This is a genomic window from Rhodococcus sp. IEGM 1351, assembly GCF_030056875.1.
In the GTDB taxonomy this organism is placed as follows: domain Bacteria; phylum Actinomycetota; class Actinomycetes; order Mycobacteriales; family Mycobacteriaceae; genus Rhodococcus_F; species Rhodococcus_F opacus.
This window is the reverse complement of the sequence record NZ_JASHKU010000025.1, coordinates 29,325-47,952: the sequence shown is the minus strand read 5'-3', so window position 1 is coordinate 47,952 and position 18,628 is coordinate 29,325. Positions and strand designations below refer to the sequence as shown.

The window sequence follows — 18,628 nt, the reverse complement described above, 5'->3', positions numbered from 1 at the left end:
CCTACTTTCCGTAAACCGATTTGGCGATGAGAAGTCGCTGAATCTGATTGGTGCCCTCATAGATCTGAGTGATCTTGGCGTCGCGCATCATCCGCTCCACCGGATAGTCACGCACATAGCCGTAACCGCCGTGCAGTTGTAGCGCATCGGTGGTCACCGACATGGCATTGTCGCTGCACAGCAGCTTCGCCATGGCCACCTTCGCACGCGCCGCCGGATCCCCGTCCTGAATGAGATGGACCGCGTCGTAAAGCAGCGAACGAGCCGACTCGATCTTGACGGCCATATCGGCGACCATGCCCCGCAGAAGCTGGAAGCGCGAAATGGGCTGGCCGAACTGGTCGCGGTTCGTCGTGTACGAGACGGCGGCATCGAAAGCGCCCTGCGCAATTCCGAGGGCCTGCGCCGCGATGAGTGCGCGGCTGACGTTCAGTTCCGCGGAGATGTACTGGAACCCCCTATAGGGATCATTGACGACACGAACAGCGGGGAGCCGACATCCGTCGAGGACGACATCTGCCGTCGGACTGCCGCGCATTCCCATCTTCTTCTCGGGCGCACCGAAGCTGACGCCGTCATCGTCCTTGTGCACGATGAAGACACCGAGCGATTTGTCGCCGGTCTTCGCCAGGACCGCGTACCAGTCGGCCCACGGCGCATTACTGATAAATCGCTTCTGCCCATTCAGGATCCAGTCGGAACCATCCTGTATTGCGGTCGTCGCGATGGCCGACAGGTCCGAACCCACGCGCGGCTCGGTCATGCACCACGCAGCGCCGGCGGAGCCCGACGCGACACCCGGTACCACCAGTTGCTTCAACTCGTTGGAGCCCTGACTCAGCACTGTGGACGTGCCCGCCCAGTTGACCAGCATCACCAGCGCCGAGCTTGCGCAGGATGCTGCGACTTCCTCCACTGCGATGACCTGGGAGAGGAGATCGGCTCCGCTCCCACCGAGGCTCTCGGGATGTGCAAGTCCGGGCAGGTCGTTGCTGCACAGGGCCGCCCACGATTCCGACGGGAATCGCTCCTTGTCATCCACGTCGGCGGCATGCGGTGCGATCTTGGTCTGCGCGAGTTTGCGGACGCTCGCGCGGAACTCGCGGTGTTCGATACTCATGAATTGCTCCTGGTGTCTGCGGGGAATGTGATGATTCGGGAGTCGACGGTCACAGCGGTGGCCAGCTCAGACCCGTCACGGAGGGTGGGACGCCGTCCGCGGCGGCACGGCCGGCGGCATCTTCGGGAAGTCCGGCGCGGCGCAGGACTTCTTCGGTCTTGACGCGGGTGTCGGTGACGCGCCGTTTCGGTCCGCCGGAGAACACGGGGACCACCGGGACCGAATCCAGTGCGAATCCCGGATCCCTGGCCACGATCTGGTCGAACGTGGACAGCTCGTGCGGTTCGAGCACCGGTGTCACGCACGCATCCACGTCGGCGAACACCGCGGTCCACTCCACCATCGTCTTCTTCTCGAACTCGGCGGTCAGCGACTTCTCGATGAGGTCCCAGGTGGACTCGTCGAAATGATTCGGTACGGCTCCGAGGTCGAGGGTGGTCCACAACCGCTCGAAAAATGCCACCTCCAGGGCACCCACCGCGACGTATCGACCGTCGGAACAGCGATAGCACCGATAGAACGGCATCGACCCGACCAGTACGCCACGTCCGCGGCCGGGCAGCGTCGGCGTCTGCCAATCGACGAAGTTCATTCCCATCATCGACAGGACGCCGTCGACCATGGCGGAATCGATATACCGGCCCTCACCTGTTCGAGTCCTGTCGTACAACGCGCCCAGAATGCCGAAGGCCGACAGCAACCCACCCCCCGCGAAGTCGGCGACCAGGTTCAACGGCGGGACCGGCGGCTGATCCGATGGGCCGAAGGTACCGAGGGCACCCCCGATCGCGAGGTAGTTGATGTCGTGACCGGCGCGTTGCGCCATCGGTCCGTCCTGGCCGTAGCCCGTCACGCTGCAGTAGACGAGTCCCGGATTGAGGGCCGACAGTTCCGCGTAGCCGGCGCCCAGCCTGTCCGCAACACCGGGCCGGAATCCCTCCATGAAAACGTCAGCTTCCGAGACGAGCGTTCGCAGGGCCTGGCGGCCGTCCTCGGTCTTGAGGTCCAGCGATATGAATTCCTTGCCTCGAGACAGTGCCGGCACCGGAAGCCCGGAACGACCACCACCGATCGCGATCACGTCTGCACCGAGATCCGCGAGCAGCATGCTCGCGTACGGTCCGGGTGCCAGACGTGTCATGTCCAGTACCCGAACCCCCGCAAGTGGGCCCGTCGTTGCGGTCATTGTCGTCCTCCAAAGTCATTCGGTACCTCGTGTGATGCCAATCCTGGCGTCGTGACTGCACTCACACCATCTCCATGTGGAGGTATGGCGTCACACTCGTTCTCCCTCACACTGAGGCCCACATCCTCAGCACGGACGCTCCGAACCCGACAGGAATAGCAATGGAAACCACTGCGATAGAGACCCTTCCAGACACCACCACAGAGGATTACGAGCGGATTCTCTCGGCCGCGGAGACCGCCGCGACGTCACTCGCCCGAACGGACCCGAGCCGGCGGGCACAGATTCTGCGGTCGATGGCCGACGCACTCGACGCAAACGGCGCGGAATTGGTGCCGCTGGCAGCCGCCGACAGTTCGCTCCCCGAGGCGCGCCTTCGCGGCGAAGTCTCGCGAACCACGATGCAGCTTCGAATGTTCGCCGATGTCGTCGAGGAGGGCTCCTGGCTGGAGGCCATCATCGACACAGCAGATCCGGACGCGCTTCCCGCTCCGCGCCCCGATCTGCGGCGGATGCTTGTACCCACCGGACCCGCCGCGGTGTTCGGTGCGAGTAACTTTCCGTTCGCGTTCGGGCTCGGGGGCGGGGATACCGCGTCCGCATTGGCCGCCGGCTGTCCCGTCGTCGCGAAAGCACATCCCGCTCAGCCGCGATTGACCGCCGCCTACGCACGGGCGATCGACGAGGGACTTCGTGCGGGCGGAGCCCCGGACGGCACGTTCGGGGTAGTGCAGGGCGCCGACATCGGACGTCTGCTCGTTCAGGATCCGCGCATCACGGCCGTCGGATTCACCGGTTCGACATCGGGTGGCCGGGCTCTTGCAGATCTGGCAGCCGGTCGGCCGTACCCTATCCCGTTTTACGGCGAGCTCGGCAGTATCAACCCGGTGTTCGTGACACCTGCTGCGGCTGCGGAACGGTCGGGAAAGATTGCGGGCCAATTCCTCGAATCATTACTCCTCGGCGCCGGTCAGTTCTGTACCAAACCGGGGATTCTGTTCGTCCCCGACCAGAGTTCGATCGAGTGGCTCGTCCGAACCGCGGTCGCGGACGATTCTTTCCGTCTGCTGCACAGAGGAATTCGCCAATCGTTCCTCGATGTGTCCCGGGAGATCCTCGAGCACCCGGACGTCCGGCCGGTGTCATCGCCCGAGCAGAGCAATCTGGACGATCTGTCGGTCCGCCCGGTGATCGGCGTGACCGACGCTCGGGCGTTGCATCGAAACTCACAGGCCCTGATCAAAGAGTGCTTCGGTCCATTCGGATTGATCGTGACTTACACATCGGTCGCGGAACTTTACGCGACGATGGCTGTCCTGCCGGGCACGCTGACGGCGACCGTCCACGGCACCGACGATGACCACGATGCCGCAGCACTGCTCGACGCACTTGCGCGCTACGCGGGGCGCGTCATCTGGAACGGATGGCCCACCGGTGTCGCCGTCAGTTGGGCCCAGCACCACGGTGGTCCGTACCCGGCCACCAACTCCGTTCACACGTCAGTCGGAGCTACCGCGATTCGGAGGTTCCTGCGGCCGGTCGCATACCAATCGGTGCACGAAGCGCATCTCCCTCCCGCACTCGTCGACGCGAACCCGTGGGGTATCCCACGCCGGGTGAACGGCCATCTGTCGTAGGGCCCACGGCCCGTGCATTTTCTGGGTGTACCAAGCTGCCCCAAAAGAGAGCACTGCCGGTTCACCGCTGCTATCTGACGGCCCGGCCACGGCGAGGAAGCCCCTTGCGGAACGCGAGGATGCAGCGGCGGTACACGACCCTCAAACCGGGCGCAGGAACGGTGCGCGGCCGGTCGAGAACAGGTGAGCACCCTCGCGGTGAGGGGCGGGGCATCACCCGTCCCTCGATAGGTGACACCGTTGAGATTGTGGGCCCACCCATGAATCTCCTCGGCTCTACAATCGGGCGATGGACAGGACCGACCGCGCCAGCAGGGTGATCGCGGCACCACCGGCGACTGTCTACGGCGCCCTCCTCGACCGGGAGTCCCTCGAGGCCTGGTTGCCGCCGGAGGGCATGCGCGGGCGGGTCGAGCGGTGGGATCCCCGGCCTGGTGGCGGGTTCCGGATGGTCCTGACCTACCTGAACCCCGCCGGCAGCCCCGGAAAGACATCGGATGCGACGGATGTCGTCGATGTCGGATTCGCCGACCTGGTGCCACCGGAGCGCGTGGTGCAGCGGGCGGTGTTCGACGCTGAGGACCCGGCGTACGCGGGCACCATGACGATGACCTGGCACCTCGCTGCCGCCGGGGACGGGACCGAGGTGACCGTCACTGCTACCGACGTGCCAGCCGGCATCGACCAAGAGGTACACGAGGCCGGGATCGCCTCCTCGCTGGCGAACCTGGCGTCGTACGTCGAAGGGACCCTCTGACGGTCGGCTGCGACACGGGACCCGGCGTTGTGTCGAGGACGCGGTCCTCGTCACCGCGAGCACCGCGGCGCTCGTCTCGACACCACCCCGCTAGCACAACTGATCACCACCCGCGACGGGCAGGATGAGGCAGTGAGTGACCGAACCGCAGCCGACCTCGAGCGTGAACTCGCCATGCCCGCCTTCGTACGTGACCCCCTGGGTCGGAGGGCGACGATTTCCGTATCCCGACCACTGCCGTTGATCAGGTTCTCGATGAGCTCAACCGTCTTCAACGATCGCCGTGGGATCCGAGCTGATTTCCGTCCACGCTTACCGGGCGAGCGCCTGTGCTTCTGAAGCTGCCGAGCGCGCTCACGCCTTTAGGCGATCGCTTCAGTGGCAGCGGCCGCGTCGACCGCCGGGTAGATGGGGTACTCCACGCCCGAGAGGTACTGGACGGTGCGAACCACCTGGCAGGAGTAGCCGAACTCGTTGTCGTACCAGACGTACAGGATGGCGGTGTCGCCGTCGACGATCGCGGCGTTCGCGTCGACGATGCATGCCGCACGCGAGCCGATGAAGTCACTCGACACGGCGTCGGTTGCCGCGGTGTAGTCGAGGTTCCGGCTCAACGATCCGGTGAGTGATTCCTGGCGAAGGTGCTCCAATACTTCATCTTTGGTGGCCTCGCGACTGAGCTGAAGGTTGAGGATCGCGACGGACACGTCCGGCGTTGGCACGCGGATCGAATTGCCGGTGATCTTGGCCTTCAGGTCGGGAAGGGCCTTCGCAATCGCGGAGGCCGCACCGGTCTCGGTGAGGACGAGGTTGAACGGCGCCGATCGGCCACGCCGGTCGGCCTTGTGGTAGTTGTCCAGCAGGTTCTGGTCGTTGGTGAACGAGTGCACAGTCTCGACGTGGCCCCGCACGACGCCGAACTCGTCGTCCATGGTCTTCAGCGGCGGGACGATGGCGTTCGTGGTGCAGGACGCGCACGACACGATGCGTTCGTTCGGATCGACGTCGCGGTGATTGACGCCGTGCACGATGTTGGGGACGTCACCCTTGCCGGGCGCGGTCAACACCACCTTCGCCACACCAGGGCGGAGGTGCTGCGACAGCCCGTGGCGGTCACGCCAGATGCCGGTGTTGTCGATCAGGATCGCATTGTCGATGCCGTACTCGGTGTAATCGACACTCGTCGGGTCGTTGCTGTGAATGAACTTGATGACGTTGCCGTTGGCGATGAGCGCGTTGTTCTCGTCGTCGACCTTGATCGTGCCGTTGAACTGACCGTGGACGGAGTCGCGGCGCAGCAGTGACGCACGCTTGACCAGGTCGTCCTTGCCGCCCTTCCTGACGACCACGGCACGCAGGTTCAGGCCGTTACCCGAACCGGCCTTCTCGATGAGCAGCCGCGCGACGAGTCGACCGATACGCCCGAATCCGTAGAGGACGACATCCTGGGGCTGCGCGGGGCTCGTCTGGGCACCACCGACCAGGTCGGCGAGGCTCTCCGCAACGAACTCGGGGATCGGCGCTCCGCCACCGTGGGCGTGGTAGGCGGTCACCAACAGGCCGAGGTCGATCTTCGACGGCCGCAGATCGAGTCCGGTCAGCGCCTCGAGAAAGGGGAACGTCTCCTCGACGGAGAGCTCGTCGCCACGGATCTGTCGGGCGAAGCGATGGGTCCGCAGGATCTTGATGACCGATTTGTTCACCAGCGAGCGACTGTGCAGCAGAATGGTCACCGAATGCCTGCGGTGCAGACCGCCGATAATCGGGATCATCGCTTCCGCGAGAGCTTCCTCGGAGTTCCACTGCGTCAGTTCCGTTGTGCTCACTGCGTTCCTCTGGCTTTCTGGCTCATTGGCGTGCTCGCGGGTCGGACGCCGGGCGGGATGAGACGCACGTCATACACCCATGTTGCGGAGAACGGCGTGCGCACCAAGCATATGGAAGCGCCTCCTCGCGGCGACAGGCACCAGGTACCAGGCGGTTGCTTCGGCTACGGGTATTCCGGTTCGAGGGGGACGGCGACCGGGGGCTCGGCCGGCTCGAGGACGTGGACCGATGGGGGGAGCAGGATCTCCCACGTCACCGGTACCTCGTGCTCCGGGCTGCGCTGCGACCAAAGGCAGTGGGCGTGATACGAGGTCACCAGGGCGGTGCCGTGCGTGCGGAGCAGCTCCACGTTTGCTCGGAATCCGGTGTGAGCGGTCTCGACCTGCCAGATTTTCGCGGTTCCGGTCGGGTCGAAGGCGGTGCGGAAGGCGTGGCCTGTTTGAGGGTGTCGACGGCGAAGACGGATTGGAACCGGGAGGGTGCGGTCGGGAAGTGCGCGCGGCGCACATCTTCCCACATCAACTCGATGGAGTGATCGGTGACCTGAAAACGGACGTCTGCGTTGACGAAGTTGTTTTCACCGTGGTCTGCAACACCATCGGCAAACAACACGTCGAGGTGCTGTTGCAGGTGTGAGGGGGCGACATCGTCGAATCGGGTGAGCCCGAGGGTCTGTCCCTGGTGCGGGGTACCCCGGCGATCGACGGTGCAGTAGCGCGGCATCGCGTGACCCTTGCTGGCGAGAAATTATGGTTTCGAGCCTCCGGCCCGCTTATTGTCCGCAGCGGGCTGTGTGTTCATGCGGCCAGGAAGCCTGTTTCGGTGCCGCGGGCGGCACCACGGGTTGGTGGAAGCGCCCACAGTTTGTCCCGACGGCAATTGCGCAGCAGGGTGCTGCGCAATGGGGTCGGGGTATTCGGTGGCGAGGGTGCGCATGTAGACGAGGTTGCGTTGGGACAGTCCTCCCGTGCCGGGGAACTCGGTGCGGAGGTCGTAGGCGAGCCGGGCGATGACCCGGGTGCCCCACCCTTCCTCGCTCTGCCTCCGTTATGTGGTGTCATTCATGGCGTCTACGGCCGATGAGTCACGCGGCCGACCGCTGCCGTGTCGCGGACCGAGATTGATATGCCTGGTGCCCGTCGGCCACCAGATCAAGGGTCAGCGGTCGAACACGCTGACCGGTCGTTGTCGCAGCTTGCCCATCAGGTCGGCGATCGAGTCGCTCGACCGCAACTGGGCGAGCAGTTCGTGCTCGATCCGGTCGGCTTCCACGCAGATCTTCACCACGTCGAACAAGCGGTCGGCCGGGATGACGGCGACGCCGTCGTCATCGGCGACGATGATGTCGCCTGGGTGTACCAGGCGCCCGGCCAGCCGGACCGGTTCGCCGATCGATTCAGTGGCGTAGCGGAACCGGGCGGCCTGCGGAGCCCGGGCCATCGACCAGACGGGCAGGCCGCTGTCGCCGATGGATACCGAATCACGCACCGCGCCACCGACAACGCACCCGGCGAGCCCGGCCAGCAGCGCCCACTGCGCCGACAGCGCACCCACCACAGCGGTATCGGCGGGGGCGGGGCAGTCGAACACCGCCACATCACCGGGGCGGGCGCTGCTGTAGAGGTCCCGGTCGCCGAGCCGGGCACCGAGTCCGTCCGCCCTGTTGTCGGCGACCTCCCCGGTCAGCCGCCGGTACCGCAACGTCACCGCGGGTCCGCAGATCCGGTGTCCTCCGCGCAGCGGTGTGAGGAGGCCGGCACCGATCGCGGCACCGACACCCAACTGGTCGAGGGCGTCGGCGACCGCGCAGGAGACATCGGAAACCTGTGACAGGGACGTCACCAGCGCGGCACGGTCGCGCTGGGCGGCCGTGACCGGCGAGACCGGAGAGGCTTGCTGGGACATCGAGTTCTCCATTCGTCAAAATAGGGGGTCGGTGTAGGAACCTGCCCCTGGTGAGCTAGTGGTAGTGGACTGGAATCAAATTCTGAGCAATCGGTCCGGTCCGGTTCTGCCTGAGCGTTGTAGCGGGCACAATGGGGCGATGCAGTTGACCACTCCCTTGGACAAGTTGGATCTCGATCTGTTGAAGCTGATCGTGGAGGAGCCGAAGGCCGGGGTGCGTGAGTACGCCCGCCGCCTCAACGTCGCGCGCGGCACTGTGCAGTCGCGGCTCGACAAGTTCTCCCGCGACGGGGTGATCACCAGCTACCGCCCGCAGATGCAGCCGACCGCGCTCGGGTACACGATTCTGGCGTTCGTGCATCTAGACATCGCGCAGTCGATGATGGACGCCACCTGCCAGCATCTGGCCACCATCCCCGAGGTGCTCGAGGTCAATTCCGTTGCCGGAAGGGGCGATCTGCTGTGCCGGGTGGTGGCCAAGGATCACGAGGACTTCGAGCGGGTGCTGCAGGAGATGATCGCCACCGAAGGGGTGTTGCGTACCCAGTCGGAACTGGTGCTCAGCCGCCGTATCGCCCCGCGGATCGTGCCGTTGCTGGAAAAGAAGCGGACCGAGACGCCCTGAGGGTCTCGGCCCGTCCAACACTGTGGTCAACGAATCGCTGTGATCAGCGAAGCAGGGTGGTCGCCGGCAGTGCGGGGCGCCGCTGATGCTCGAAGTCGCTGATGGTGGCGGCGTGGGTGAGGGTCAGGTCGATGTGGTCGAGTCCCTCGAGCAGCCGCCAGCGGGTGTTGTCGTCGAGTTGGAACGCGGCGATGATCTGTCCCGCACGGACCTGCCGTTCGACGAGGTCGATGGTGACCTCGCTACCGGGGTCGGCCTCGAGCACCGCCCAGAGTTGTTCGATGATCTCGGTCGGTAACGCCACGGTGAGTAGTCCGTTGGTGAGGGCGTTGCCGCGGAAGATGTCCCCGAACCGGGGTGCGATCACGGCCCGGAATCCGTAGTTCTGCAACGCCCATACCGCGTACTCGCGGGAGGATCCGGTGCCGAAGTCCCGGCCGGCGATCAGGATGGTCGATCCGGCGTAGGCGGGGTCGTTGAGGACGAAGTCGGGTTCTTCGCGCCAGTCGTGGAAGAGTTTGTCGGAGAACCCGGTTCGGGAGCTGTGGGTGAGGAAGCGGACGGGGATGATCTGGTCGGTGTCGACGTCGGTGCGCCGCAGTGGTGCGGCGATTCCGGTGTGCACGGTGAACGGTTGCACGATGGTCCTCGATTCGGAAACGGTGGGGGAGTCAGTTCAGGTCGGCGGGTGCGGCCAAGTGCCCGGCCACCGCGGTCGCGGCCGCCACGGCGGGGGAGACGATGTGGGTGCGAGAGCCCTTGCCCTGGCGGCCCTCGAAGTTGCGGTTGTTCGTCGACGCGGCCCGTTGACCGGGTGTGAGGCGGTCCTCGTTCAGCGCCGCGCACATCGAGCACCCCGCGAATCGCAGTCCCGCCCCGGCGGCCTCGAACACCTCGTTCAGGCCTTCGTCGATCGCTTGCTGGCGCACTTTCATCGACCCGGGCACGATCATCAACTCGACGCCGGGCGCGACCTTCCTTCCGTCGAGAACGCGTGCGACTTCCCGCAGGTCCTCGATGCGGCTGTTGGTGCACGATCCGATGAACACGACATCGACCGGAAGCCCGCGGACCGGCCGTCCGGGGGTGATGTCCATGTAGGTCTGGGCGCGCTGCACGGCGGCCCGCTCCACCGGGTCGGGGAACTGGTCGGGATGCGGGACCGGGTCACCGAGTGGGGCGGCCTGCGCGGGGGTGGTGCCCCAGGACACGTGCGGGCTCAGGGTGGAGGCGTCGATGACGACTTCCTTGTCGAAGACGGCGTCGTCGTCGCTGAACAGGGTGCGCCAGTGGGCCACCTCGGCATCCCACGCGTCCCCGGTCGGGACGCCCGGACGACCGTGCAGATATTCGAAGGTCTTCTCGTCCGGGGCAATCATCCCTGCCCTCGATCCGGCCTCGACGGACATGTTGCACACCGTCATCCGGCCCTCCATCGACAGCTCCTCGATCGCCTGACCCCGGTATTCGATGATGTGGCCCTGCCCGCCGGCGGTGCCGACGCGGGCGATGATCGCCAGGATCAGATCCTTGGCCGTCACTCCTTCGGGCAGCGATCCGTTCACGGTCACGGCCATGTTCTTCAGTCGACCCATCGGCAGGGTCTGCGTCGCCAGCACGTGCTCGACCTGGCTGGTGCCTATCCCGAACGCCAAGGCCCCGAACGCACCCTGGGTGGCGGTGTGCGAATCGCAGCACACGATCGTCGAACCCGGATGGGACAGGCCGAGTTCGGGGCCGATGACGTGCACGATGCCCTGATGCTCGTCGCCGAGGCGGAACAACTCGATCCCGAACTCGGCGCAGTTCTTGCGCATCAGCGACACCTGTTCGCGGGCCGCGGGGTCGACGATCTCCTTGTCCACGGCGACGGTCGGGGTGTTGTGGTCCTCGGTGCCCAGCGTCAGGTCCGGGCGCCGCACCGTGCGACCGCTCGCCCGGAGACCGTCGAACGCCTGTGGGGTGTTCACCTCGTGGAGCAGGTGCATGTCGATGTAGAGCAGGTCGGGTTCACCCTCCGCTCGATGGACTATGTGTGTGTCCCACACCTTCTCGGCCAGCGTCTTACCCATGTGTTTTCTTTCTCCTCATCGAATGCGATCGCGCCGAATCGTTGGGCGACCGCTGCGTTCCCGAAATTGTTGTCGCCCGCGGGAACGCGCTGGAAAATCAGCCGTAAAAGTAGGCCAGGAATCCCGAGGCCGACAGCAGCACCAGTCCGCCGCCGAGCCGCGAGGTGATCTGCGCGAACGGCAACAGGTGCATCCGCCGGGTGGTGCCGAGGGTGGCGATGTCGCCGGACCCGCCGAGGTCGGTCATGCACAGGCCGGCCGTGATCGAGGACTCCACGAAGTACAACTTCAGCAACCACCCCACGAACCCGGCGGTCAACGCGGTGATCAGCACCGTCGCGATGGTGAATGCGAGATACGCGGGTCGGGAGGCGAGTTCGGCGATCTGCTCGATGTCGATCAGGGATACCCCGATGCCGACCAACGCTGCCGGCACCCACAGCTTGACCACGAATTGGTACCACTCGGTCGTCGACTCCTCGACGTCCTGCGGCAGCACACCCGACAGCTTGATCGCCGCGGTGAGCAGGATGACCCAGGCGTAGAGGTGCACCGGCGGAACCGCGGCCTGCAGCATCGCGCCGACGAGGTAAATCGCGCCGGTCATCAGCAGGCCGGTGCCGAGGCCGCTGATCGTCAGCGGACGCTTGTCGGTCAGCGCGGCGACCTGCTCCGGGGTGGCCTTGATCCGCAGCATCTCACCGTGGCCGTTGAAGCCGACGAACAGTTTGGTGCGCCGCCGGGTCAGGTTGGCGTACACCGATGCCAGTAGGATGCACAGCAGGTTCGCGCAGATGATCGGCGGCACGATGCTGGACATGTACTGCTGGGCGTCACCGCCGATGGTGTCGGCGTACATCTGCGACAGCGGGATCGCACCCCCGGAGATGCCGCCGGCCATGATCGGGATCGTGACGTCGAGGATTGCGGTCTTGAAGCCGAAACCGGTTGCCGCGGCGATCGTCCCGATGATGGTGACCACCACCGCGAACGCCACCACGATGACCGCGCAGAAGCGACCGCCTGCCTTGATCAGGAACCGGCGGTCCATCCCGAGGATGCTGCCGGCGATGATCGACGCCACCAGGATCTCGACGAATCCGTACCCGGTGAACCAGTTCTTGACGATGTCCGAGAAGCTGTCCGGAACCACTCCGAAGTACACCGCCAGGGCCGGCACGAACACACACAACAGCGGCCCGCCGCCGATCGCGGACAACGCCGGGGTGCGGTCCCCGATCCAGAACAGGCCGCAGCCGATGATCATCGCGATGGCCAGGCCGCCGAAGATGTTCTCCGGGAGCGTGCCGGTGTAGACGGCACCCAGGCCGACCGCGACGAGTACGAGGTACCACGGCCAGGGCATGGACAAGATCTGGGCGCGGGACGACCCATTTCGGGTCGACTCCGTCGCCTCCGTGCCGGGCACAGCATCCTTGATTTTCACGTTCGCCTCCTGCGCCGTGCCGGCGGGGCTGTGCCGATCACGGAAGTTTGGGGAGTGACTCAGGTCACTGGTCACGAACGGTAGCGTTTCTTACGCCTCAATTACCAATGCCCTCGGTTTTTTCATACCAATGGCTCAATGCATCTCAACCAGGTGTGACCAGACTGGACAATTGGTCCGACTTTCGACTAGGTCGGCCATGGGTGAGGGCAAGGTGCCCGGTGAAGTAGGGCGCCGCGGTCGGGTCAGGGTGGAAGTCGTTCCGCTCCATGGGCCGGGACACGAGCGGGCCGGCGACTGAGTCCAGAACGCGGCCCCGATGTCGAGGCGGGTCGACACCGTCACCAGGAATATGACGCGAGCGCCCAGGGCGAAGCGGGTGCGCAACGCCGTTGCGCACGCCCCTGGAGGGCTCCATCGGTGGTCCGTGTCCGCTCGTGAATATGGACTCGCAGAGCAAGGAGACGGTGGCCTACGGCAAGTTCGGTGACCGCAATGGTGTCCTGGTGAGGTGCGTGCGACGGTGATGGTCGCCGGGCAAGGCCTGCGGATTCAACGGCCCCGGACGGATCCGGATCAGTCCGGTCTGTCAGTTGGCTAGGCGACAAATCTTCCCCTTGCTTCCGGTGGGGCGCGTGCCCCGCATCGATGCCGTTGCGGGGCACTGTCGTCGGAAGGGACGTGTCGTCATTTCCTGGTCGGAGGCGTTTTGTAAGGACGGATGTGTTCATCGGCGTCGGCGAATCATGCACCGTCGGGACCTGCCGCATACGGGTTGGGTGCATAGCGGGGAAGAGCTCGCCCGTGTGCCACGCGCTTGGCAACCACGTCCGGGACGCGCAGTCGACACGTGGGCGGTTCCCTCTTCGGCTGAAACATAACTACGTCGCATTGCAAGACAATGGAGAAGCGGAGTCGCGACGAAGGCGGAGCCGTGATGCACGACCCGGCGGCCGCACTGGCTCAGATCGCCAACACCGACACCAGCCTGGCGCCCACAACATGCCGAGCGGTTCACCTACGTCCCCGACCCCCACGCCCTCGAGGAGACCAACGCCCTCGGCACGACCACCGCACAGCAGCGGACCCGCCTGGTCCTGTCCGATCTCGCGGTCGTGGACCCGGGCGGGAGATGTACTCCCCGCCCTCGGAGAACGTCAGCGCGACGGCGATGGTGTCAAGTTTGGCGCGGGTGACCACCGTCTGGTCCTGGCCGCGGATCCATACCGCGCCGGCTTCGGTGAGAGGATCCAGACGGCCGTCAATCCCGCGCTGCCACCGGGCAAGGAACCGACATGGCTCAGCTGTGGTGCCCGCGTCGAGGTGGCGGGCACGGACCTGTCGGTCTGTGCCCGCCGCGTAGGTGGTCGTGGAGTATTCAGGCGGGGACGGGTTCGGGTAGTCGGGCTCCTTGGCGTTGGAGTTCTGCTCGCACGGTTGTGGTGCTGGTGTTGCCGGTGAGGGCTTGTTGGGCGGCGGCGATGCCGGCCGCCTGGCCGGTGGCGAACGCGGAGGCGGTCGTCGTGATTCCCGAACTGTGTCACTTCCTCGGTCACGACTGCGCGCCGACGTCACACGCCGACCGCTGACGCTGCGGTCACCACCACTCGACAATGTCACTGAGGATGTGCGGGTAATTGTCCTCGCAGAAGTCCCTGTAGAACTCGACATGCTCTCGCACCAGCCTTTCGGCTTCTGGTGCGTCGTGCTGTTCGACCGCTTCGGTGATGCGTTTGTGGGAGTTCTCGACTTCGTGTCGTTCGTCTTCCGGCAGCATGACGGATTCGACGCGAACAGACCAGATATCTCTGAGCGCGCGAGCGATCAAGGCCAGTATGGGATTTCCGCTCACCGAGTAGAGGACGGCGTGGAAGTCCGAATTCATGCTCGCAAACTTGTCCGGATCGGTTCGCGTGATCTGCAGCGAGCTCTCCAGTGAGGCACGTAGAGCCTTGCCGGCTTCGGGGCCTGGCCGAGCCGCAGCTTGCGCGGCCAGGGTCGGTTCGAGTGCGGCGCGGGCATTGATGAGGTCTCTCAATGTGGCGCCTATGGACTGGAAGTGCAGGGTGGACATGCTTCCGTAGCCGCGTCCGTTGGTGGATCCGACGATGGGTCCGCCGCCGCTGCCGGTGCGGATGGAGATGAGACCGTTGATCTCCAGGATGCGCATTGCTTCGCGGACGGAGGCTTTGCCGACGTTGAATCGCTCGCACATGGCGGTCTCGGCCGGCAGCTGGGTTCCAGGGGCGAGTTGTTTGTCGGCGATGTCGTGCAGGACCTGCCGCGCTATCAGCTCCGAGAGTTTCTCGGAGCGCAGTTCGCCGCGCCTACGTGTTCCTGGCCTCGTGCCGTTCATTGCACCCCCACGCTCTTCACATATGGATTCTAAGCCTGCTATGCGAATAATACGAACAATACTTTCGAACTGGCCCCCGTCTCAACAATTCGGGGTTGCGTCACTGTCACACCGTACGAGACAGCTGCTGTTCGAGGCTGCAATCGAGAACGCGGGGCAACGAGATTGTTGCCGGTCGGCGACGTGAAGGGCTTCCGGCGGCTGCCGTAGGGCGGTGGGGGGCATCGACTACTCCTCTCCCGGCATCACATCTGCCGACATCACACGCATCTGGTGACGGTACGCCCGGGGCCGGGCCGTTGCGACGGGCATTGACCAATCGAACTATTCGAACTATTCTCCTCGAAAGTGTGAGTCAGTTCACAGCAGCTCAGCAGGCAGTCGACGTCAGAACAGGCCCGCGGCTGGCTGACGGATTGCACTTCTGTTCCGTCCGAGGAAGGCACGCAATGTATGAACCGGGGACTTCGCGCTACGCCGCACCCGAGTCGGCATTGATGCGGACGCCGACTCTGTCCATGCGAGCCTCGAGTGTGAGTGAGGTGCTCGGATGCTCGGGCGTGTGATCGGCGATGCGGAGTCGGCCAGCGCCTCCTCGCCAGCTGCACGTGGGTACTCCGGCGCGAACCCTTATTTGCCCTGGAATGTGTGCATTTGCGGGCATGCGGGGGACTTTGCTTCTTTGATCTCACTCGGGTCTCGCCGCCAAATGATTCGCGAATTCTATTGCATCCATGGAGGAGCCAGATGAGTGTTCTCAGCACGCGTTCGAGATCGTCCGAAACCGGACTCGGTACACCTAGTGGTGGGACGGTGGAGGTAACCGGACTGCAGATGGATTACCTGGACAGCAAGGGAGGCACCTTCACGGCCCTGGCAGGGGTCGACCTCCGGATTCCGTCCGGCGAGTTTTGGGTGTTGTTGGGTCCCAGCGGTTGCGGCAAGACGACGCTGCTGCGGTGCCTGGCCGGGCTCGAAAAGCCTGTCAAGGGGACCGTCAGGATCGATTCCGCGGTCGCCGTCCAGGATGGCCGCGTTCTGCTCGAGGCGCAGGAACGACCTGTTGGCATGGTCTTCCAAAGTTACGCGTTGTGGCCGCACATGACGGTGTTCCAGAACATCGCGTACCCGTTGACCGTCGGCCCACGCTCCCGCCGGCCGGACCGCTCCTACGTGGAAACCCGCGTGGTAACCGTCATGGAGGCGATGCAGATCGGTCATCTTCGTGACCGGAAGATCGGCGAACTGTCGGGTGGGCAGCAGCAGCGGGTCGCACTCGCAAGGGCTGTGGTGGCGGGAAACAAGGTGGTCCTGTTCGACGAGCCGTTGTCCAACATCGACGCGAAGGTGCGAGAACAACTTCGTGCCGAATTGAAATCCATGCAAAAGGAATTCGGCTTCACGGCAGTTTACGTGACCCACGATCAGGCGGAAGCGATGGACCTCGCCGACAAGATCGTCGTCCTCGATCACGGCAAGATCGTCCAGGTCGGCGACGCCCGGGACATCTACTACAGCCCGACCACACGACACGTCGCGGAGTTCATCGGTACCAGCAATTTGATTTCCGGGACCATCGAGGTCGAGAACCACGACGAAGCGATGGGGCGACGGGTTGCGTCCACCGCGATCGGCAACATCCCTACCGAGGTGGGCAACCTCGACGATGACGTCATCGTGTCCGTCCGTGCGCACGACTGGTGGCTCGCCCCGGACTCGCCGTCGGCGACCAATGGGCGGGCCGGTGAGATCACGTCCGCAACGCTCCTCGGGCACTACAGTGATTACGTCGTCGAAGTTGACGGTGTCTCGGTGCACGTGTGGGCCGACGACCTGCCGTGGGCTGAAGTGGGAGCCAAGGTCCGGGTCGGCTTCGATCAATCGAAGGCGCGGGTGTTCGTCAAATGAGCACAACGCTTCTCGACCGCACCCCCGAACCCGAGCTGGAATCGACGCCGCGCAAGAAGCCGCTGCTCACCTTCCGGGGTGTGTGCTGGATCGTGATGGCGATCGTCGTCTTCCTGATCCTGTACCCGCTGGTTCGCACCGCACTGGGAATGCTGGGGATAGGCACGGATGCCGCCCAATTGGGCCAGATGTGGGCCACGTTCTGGCAGCGGTCCACGCTGACGATGACAGTCAACACCGTGCTCGCGGTCGGGATTGCCGGCATCGGTGCTCTCGCGGCGGGCGCGTTGTTCGCCTGGGCCAACGAGCGGACGGATGCTCGTCTCGGGTTCGCCGCGAGGTCACTGCCTTTGATCCCGATGTTCATTCCGTCTATCGCCGCCGCGGTGGGGTGGGTGTTCCTGGCGTCGAGCAATGCGGGTCTGCTGAATGTGCTGATCCGGAATGTGCTGGGCACAGTAGGCATCGAGATGACCGAGGGCCCGTTGAACATTCACTCGTGGCCCGGACTGATCTTTGCGTACTTCCTGTTCTTGACGCCGTACGCCTATCTGACCATCAGTAGCGGACTGCAGTCGCTCGACCCGGCTCTCGAGGAGGCGTCCCGCTCGTCCGGTGCCAGCGCGTTCACCACCTTCCGTCGGGTGACCCTGCCAAGCCTGCGGCCGTCCCTCGCCGCCAGTGTGCTGCTGATCGCGACGATGGGTTTCGCGCTGTTCTCGATTCCTCTCGTGATCGGCACTCCCGCGGGGATCGACGTCCTTCCGGTCGAGATCGTCCACATGGTGGCCCACGAGTATCCGAGCAATAAGGCGGGTGCGCTCGGCCTGAGCATCGTCGTGGTAGCGGTAGTCATTCTGTGCTGGATGCTCCAACGACGGTTGGTGCGCTCTGGCGGCCACGCGACGATTTCCGGTCGGGGAGCACGGTCAGCGGCGCTGCAGCTCGGACGCTGGCGGTGGCCCGTCCGCATAGCGATGCTGGGCTTCATGGCGCTGACCGCGGTGCTGCCACTGCTCGGGCTCATTGCTGTGTCCCTGCAGAGTTACTGGACGGCGAACTTCTCGTTCTCGTCCCTCACGTTATCCAACTATGAATCGTTGTTCGACAACGAACTTGTCTGGGGCGGTTTGCAAAACAGCGTTGTGCTGGCGGCGATCGGAGCAACGGCGGCGATCGTTGCCGGCGCGCTGATTACGATGGTAGTCGAATCGCGCCGCTCGAAGGTGACGCAAACGCTCGACGGCATCGTCAAGATCCCCGCCACACTCACCCACATCATCATCGCGGTGGCGTTCGTGGTGGCGTTTGCGGGTGCGCCGTTCTACCTGGTCGGCACGTACGCGATTTTGATGCTCGCCTACGTCGTGCTGTACATCCCGCAGGCCACCTTCTACTCGTCGGCGGCATACCACCAGGTGGGTCGGCAGTTGACGGAGGCGTCCGCGACTTCGGGCGCGGCGGCGTGGACCACGTTCCGGCGCGTTCTCCTGCCTTTGATGGCCCCGGGTCTCATTGCAGGGTGGTCGTTGTTGTTCGTGCTGATCACCGGCGACATCACGGCGTCGTCGATGCTTGCCGGAACCCACACGCCGGTGGTCGGGTTCGTCATTCTCGACCTGTGGACCAGCGGAACCTATCCGCGGTTGGCCGCGCTGGGTGTGCTGATGACCGTCGTTGCCAGCATCGTGGTTCTGACCGTCATGTGGCTGCGAGACAAACTTCGGCTGGTCCTGTAGTCGTCGTTCCTTCTCCGATCACCCTCGACATCCCCTCGAAAAAGGAAGT

The 18,628-nt window shown here is 64.8% G+C and carries 16 protein-coding genes and 1 pseudogene; 6 read left to right on the top strand and 11 right to left on the bottom strand.

Annotation, left to right across the window (positions count from 1 at the left end; translation table 11 throughout):
• Position 1 precedes the first annotated feature (1 nt).
• Positions 2-1,120 (bottom strand): acyl-CoA dehydrogenase family protein, encoded by a 1,119-nt coding sequence (locus QM806_RS32700; protein ID WP_144288554.1) that lies wholly within the window; start codon positions 1,118-1,120, stop codon positions 2-4.
• Between the two features lie 49 nt (positions 1,121-1,169).
• Positions 1,170-2,306 carry a CaiB/BaiF CoA transferase family protein gene (locus QM806_RS32695; protein WP_210460399.1) on the bottom strand — a complete coding sequence of 379 codons (1,137 nt, stop codon included), beginning with the start codon at positions 2,304-2,306 and terminating at the stop codon, positions 1,170-1,172.
• Between the two features lie 161 nt (positions 2,307-2,467).
• Between QM806_RS32695 and QM806_RS32690 the strand changes: the two genes are divergently transcribed.
• Entirely contained in the window at positions 2,468-3,943 is a 1,476-nt protein-coding gene (locus QM806_RS32690) for an aldehyde dehydrogenase (NADP(+)) (protein ID WP_210460400.1), read from the top strand.
• 289 nt (positions 3,944-4,232) lie between these two features.
• A complete protein-coding gene (locus tag QM806_RS32685) occupies positions 4,233-4,700 on the top strand; it encodes an SRPBCC family protein (RefSeq protein ID WP_054246115.1) in 468 nt (155 codons plus the stop codon).
• Positions 4,701-5,062: 362 nt separating this feature from the next.
• On the opposite strand, the gene QM806_RS32680 is transcribed toward QM806_RS32685, so the two are convergent.
• The 3 genes from QM806_RS32680 to QM806_RS41885 all read right to left on the bottom strand — a co-directional run bounded on the left by QM806_RS32680 (position 5,063) and on the right by QM806_RS41885 (position 7,049).
• Positions 5,063-6,526, bottom strand: coding sequence for a glyceraldehyde-3-phosphate dehydrogenase (locus tag QM806_RS32680; protein ID WP_210460401.1), 1,464 nt, complete (start codon positions 6,524-6,526; stop codon positions 5,063-5,065).
• A 164-nt stretch (positions 6,527-6,690) separates the two neighbouring features.
• Positions 6,691-6,876 carry a hypothetical protein gene (locus QM806_RS32675; RefSeq protein WP_283294075.1) on the bottom strand — a complete coding sequence of 62 codons (186 nt, stop codon included), beginning with the start codon at positions 6,874-6,876 and terminating at the stop codon, positions 6,691-6,693.
• Positions 6,840-7,049 carry a hypothetical protein gene (locus tag QM806_RS41885; protein WP_502943929.1) on the bottom strand — a complete coding sequence of 70 codons (210 nt, stop codon included), beginning with the start codon at positions 7,047-7,049 and terminating at the stop codon, positions 6,840-6,842. The genes QM806_RS32675 and QM806_RS41885 overlap by 37 nt, the downstream gene beginning before the upstream one ends.
• On the opposite strand from QM806_RS41885, the gene QM806_RS32670 reads away from it, so the two are divergent.
• The gene (locus tag QM806_RS32670; RefSeq protein WP_167116064.1) at positions 7,020-7,163 is read left to right on the top strand and encodes a hypothetical protein; all 144 of its coding nucleotides are present in this window, start codon (positions 7,020-7,022) and stop codon (positions 7,161-7,163) included. The genes QM806_RS41885 and QM806_RS32670 overlap by 30 nt on opposite strands.
• 111 nt (positions 7,164-7,274) lie before the next feature.
• Here the strand turns inward: QM806_RS32670 and QM806_RS32665 are convergent.
• Together QM806_RS32665 and QM806_RS32660 are read right to left on the bottom strand one after the other, a co-directional pair.
• Positions 7,275-7,559 (bottom strand): annotated as a pseudogene (locus tag QM806_RS32665) (DUF1016 N-terminal domain-containing protein); the annotation flags it as partial.
• Between the two features lie 126 nt (positions 7,560-7,685).
• On the bottom strand, positions 7,686-8,432 hold the full coding sequence (locus QM806_RS32660) for an RraA family protein (protein WP_167116067.1): 747 nt from the start codon (positions 8,430-8,432) through the stop codon (positions 7,686-7,688).
• 139 nt (positions 8,433-8,571) lie between these two features.
• On the opposite strand from QM806_RS32660, the gene QM806_RS32655 reads away from it, so the two are divergent.
• Positions 8,572-9,057 (top strand): Lrp/AsnC family transcriptional regulator, encoded by a 486-nt coding sequence (locus QM806_RS32655; protein WP_120660239.1) that lies wholly within the window; start codon positions 8,572-8,574, stop codon positions 9,055-9,057.
• Between the two features lie 43 nt (positions 9,058-9,100).
• Here QM806_RS32655 and leuD read toward each other — a convergent pair whose 3' ends face one another.
• From leuD to QM806_RS32635, 4 genes are all read right to left on the bottom strand, one after another.
• On the bottom strand, positions 9,101-9,697 hold the full coding sequence (leuD, locus tag QM806_RS32650; RefSeq protein WP_133985551.1) for a 3-isopropylmalate dehydratase small subunit: 597 nt from the start codon (positions 9,695-9,697) through the stop codon (positions 9,101-9,103).
• 31 nt (positions 9,698-9,728) lie between these two features.
• Positions 9,729-11,129, bottom strand: coding sequence for a 3-isopropylmalate dehydratase large subunit (leuC, locus tag QM806_RS32645; RefSeq protein ID WP_120660241.1), 1,401 nt, complete (start codon positions 11,127-11,129; stop codon positions 9,729-9,731).
• A 97-nt stretch (positions 11,130-11,226) separates the two neighbouring features.
• Positions 11,227-12,576: a 2-hydroxycarboxylate transporter family protein gene (locus tag QM806_RS32640; protein ID WP_246859959.1), complete on the bottom strand. Its 1,350-nt coding sequence runs from the start codon at positions 12,574-12,576 to the stop codon at positions 11,227-11,229.
• A gap of 1,597 nt (positions 12,577-14,173) precedes the next feature.
• Positions 14,174-14,932, bottom strand: a complete 759-nt coding sequence (locus QM806_RS32635; protein ID WP_120660242.1) for a FadR/GntR family transcriptional regulator — start codon at positions 14,930-14,932, stop codon at positions 14,174-14,176.
• An 813-nt stretch (positions 14,933-15,745) separates the two neighbouring features.
• On the opposite strand from QM806_RS32635, the gene QM806_RS32630 reads away from it, so the two are divergent.
• Together QM806_RS32630 and QM806_RS32625 are read left to right on the top strand one after the other, a co-directional pair.
• Positions 15,746-16,840 carry an ABC transporter ATP-binding protein gene (locus QM806_RS32630; protein ID WP_210460403.1) on the top strand — a complete coding sequence of 365 codons (1,095 nt, stop codon included), beginning with the start codon at positions 15,746-15,748 and terminating at the stop codon, positions 16,838-16,840.
• Complete coding sequence (locus QM806_RS32625; protein WP_133985545.1) at positions 16,837-18,579, top strand: ABC transporter permease; 1,743 nt, start codon at positions 16,837-16,839, stop codon at positions 18,577-18,579. Before QM806_RS32630 ends, QM806_RS32625 begins: the two co-directional genes overlap by 4 nt.
• Positions 18,580-18,628: the final 49 nt, after the last annotated feature.

Excerpts from the sequence above, each read along its gene's own strand:
- leuC (WP_120660241.1), bottom strand. The coding sequence starts at position 11,129 with ATGGGTAAGACGCTGGCCGAGAAGGTGTGGGACACACACATAGTCCAT.
- QM806_RS32660 (WP_167116067.1), bottom strand. The coding sequence starts at position 8,432 with ATGTCCCAGCAAGCCTCTCCGGTCTCGCCGGTCACGGCCGCCCAGCGC.
- QM806_RS32700 (WP_144288554.1), bottom strand. The coding sequence starts at position 1,120 with ATGAGTATCGAACACCGCGAGTTCCGCGCGAGCGTCCGCAAACTCGCG.
- QM806_RS32635 (WP_120660242.1), bottom strand. The coding sequence starts at position 14,932 with ATGAACGGCACGAGGCCAGGAACACGTAGGCGCGGCGAACTGCGCTCC.
- QM806_RS32695 (WP_210460399.1), bottom strand. The coding sequence starts at position 2,306 with ATGACCGCAACGACGGGCCCACTTGCGGGGGTTCGGGTACTGGACATG.
- QM806_RS32625 (WP_133985545.1), top strand. The coding sequence starts at position 16,837 with ATGAGCACAACGCTTCTCGACCGCACCCCCGAACCCGAGCTGGAATCG.
- QM806_RS32685 (WP_054246115.1), top strand. The coding sequence starts at position 4,233 with ATGGACAGGACCGACCGCGCCAGCAGGGTGATCGCGGCACCACCGGCG.
- QM806_RS32690 (WP_210460400.1), top strand. The coding sequence starts at position 2,468 with ATGGAAACCACTGCGATAGAGACCCTTCCAGACACCACCACAGAGGAT.
- QM806_RS32655 (WP_120660239.1), top strand. The coding sequence starts at position 8,572 with ATGCAGTTGACCACTCCCTTGGACAAGTTGGATCTCGATCTGTTGAAG.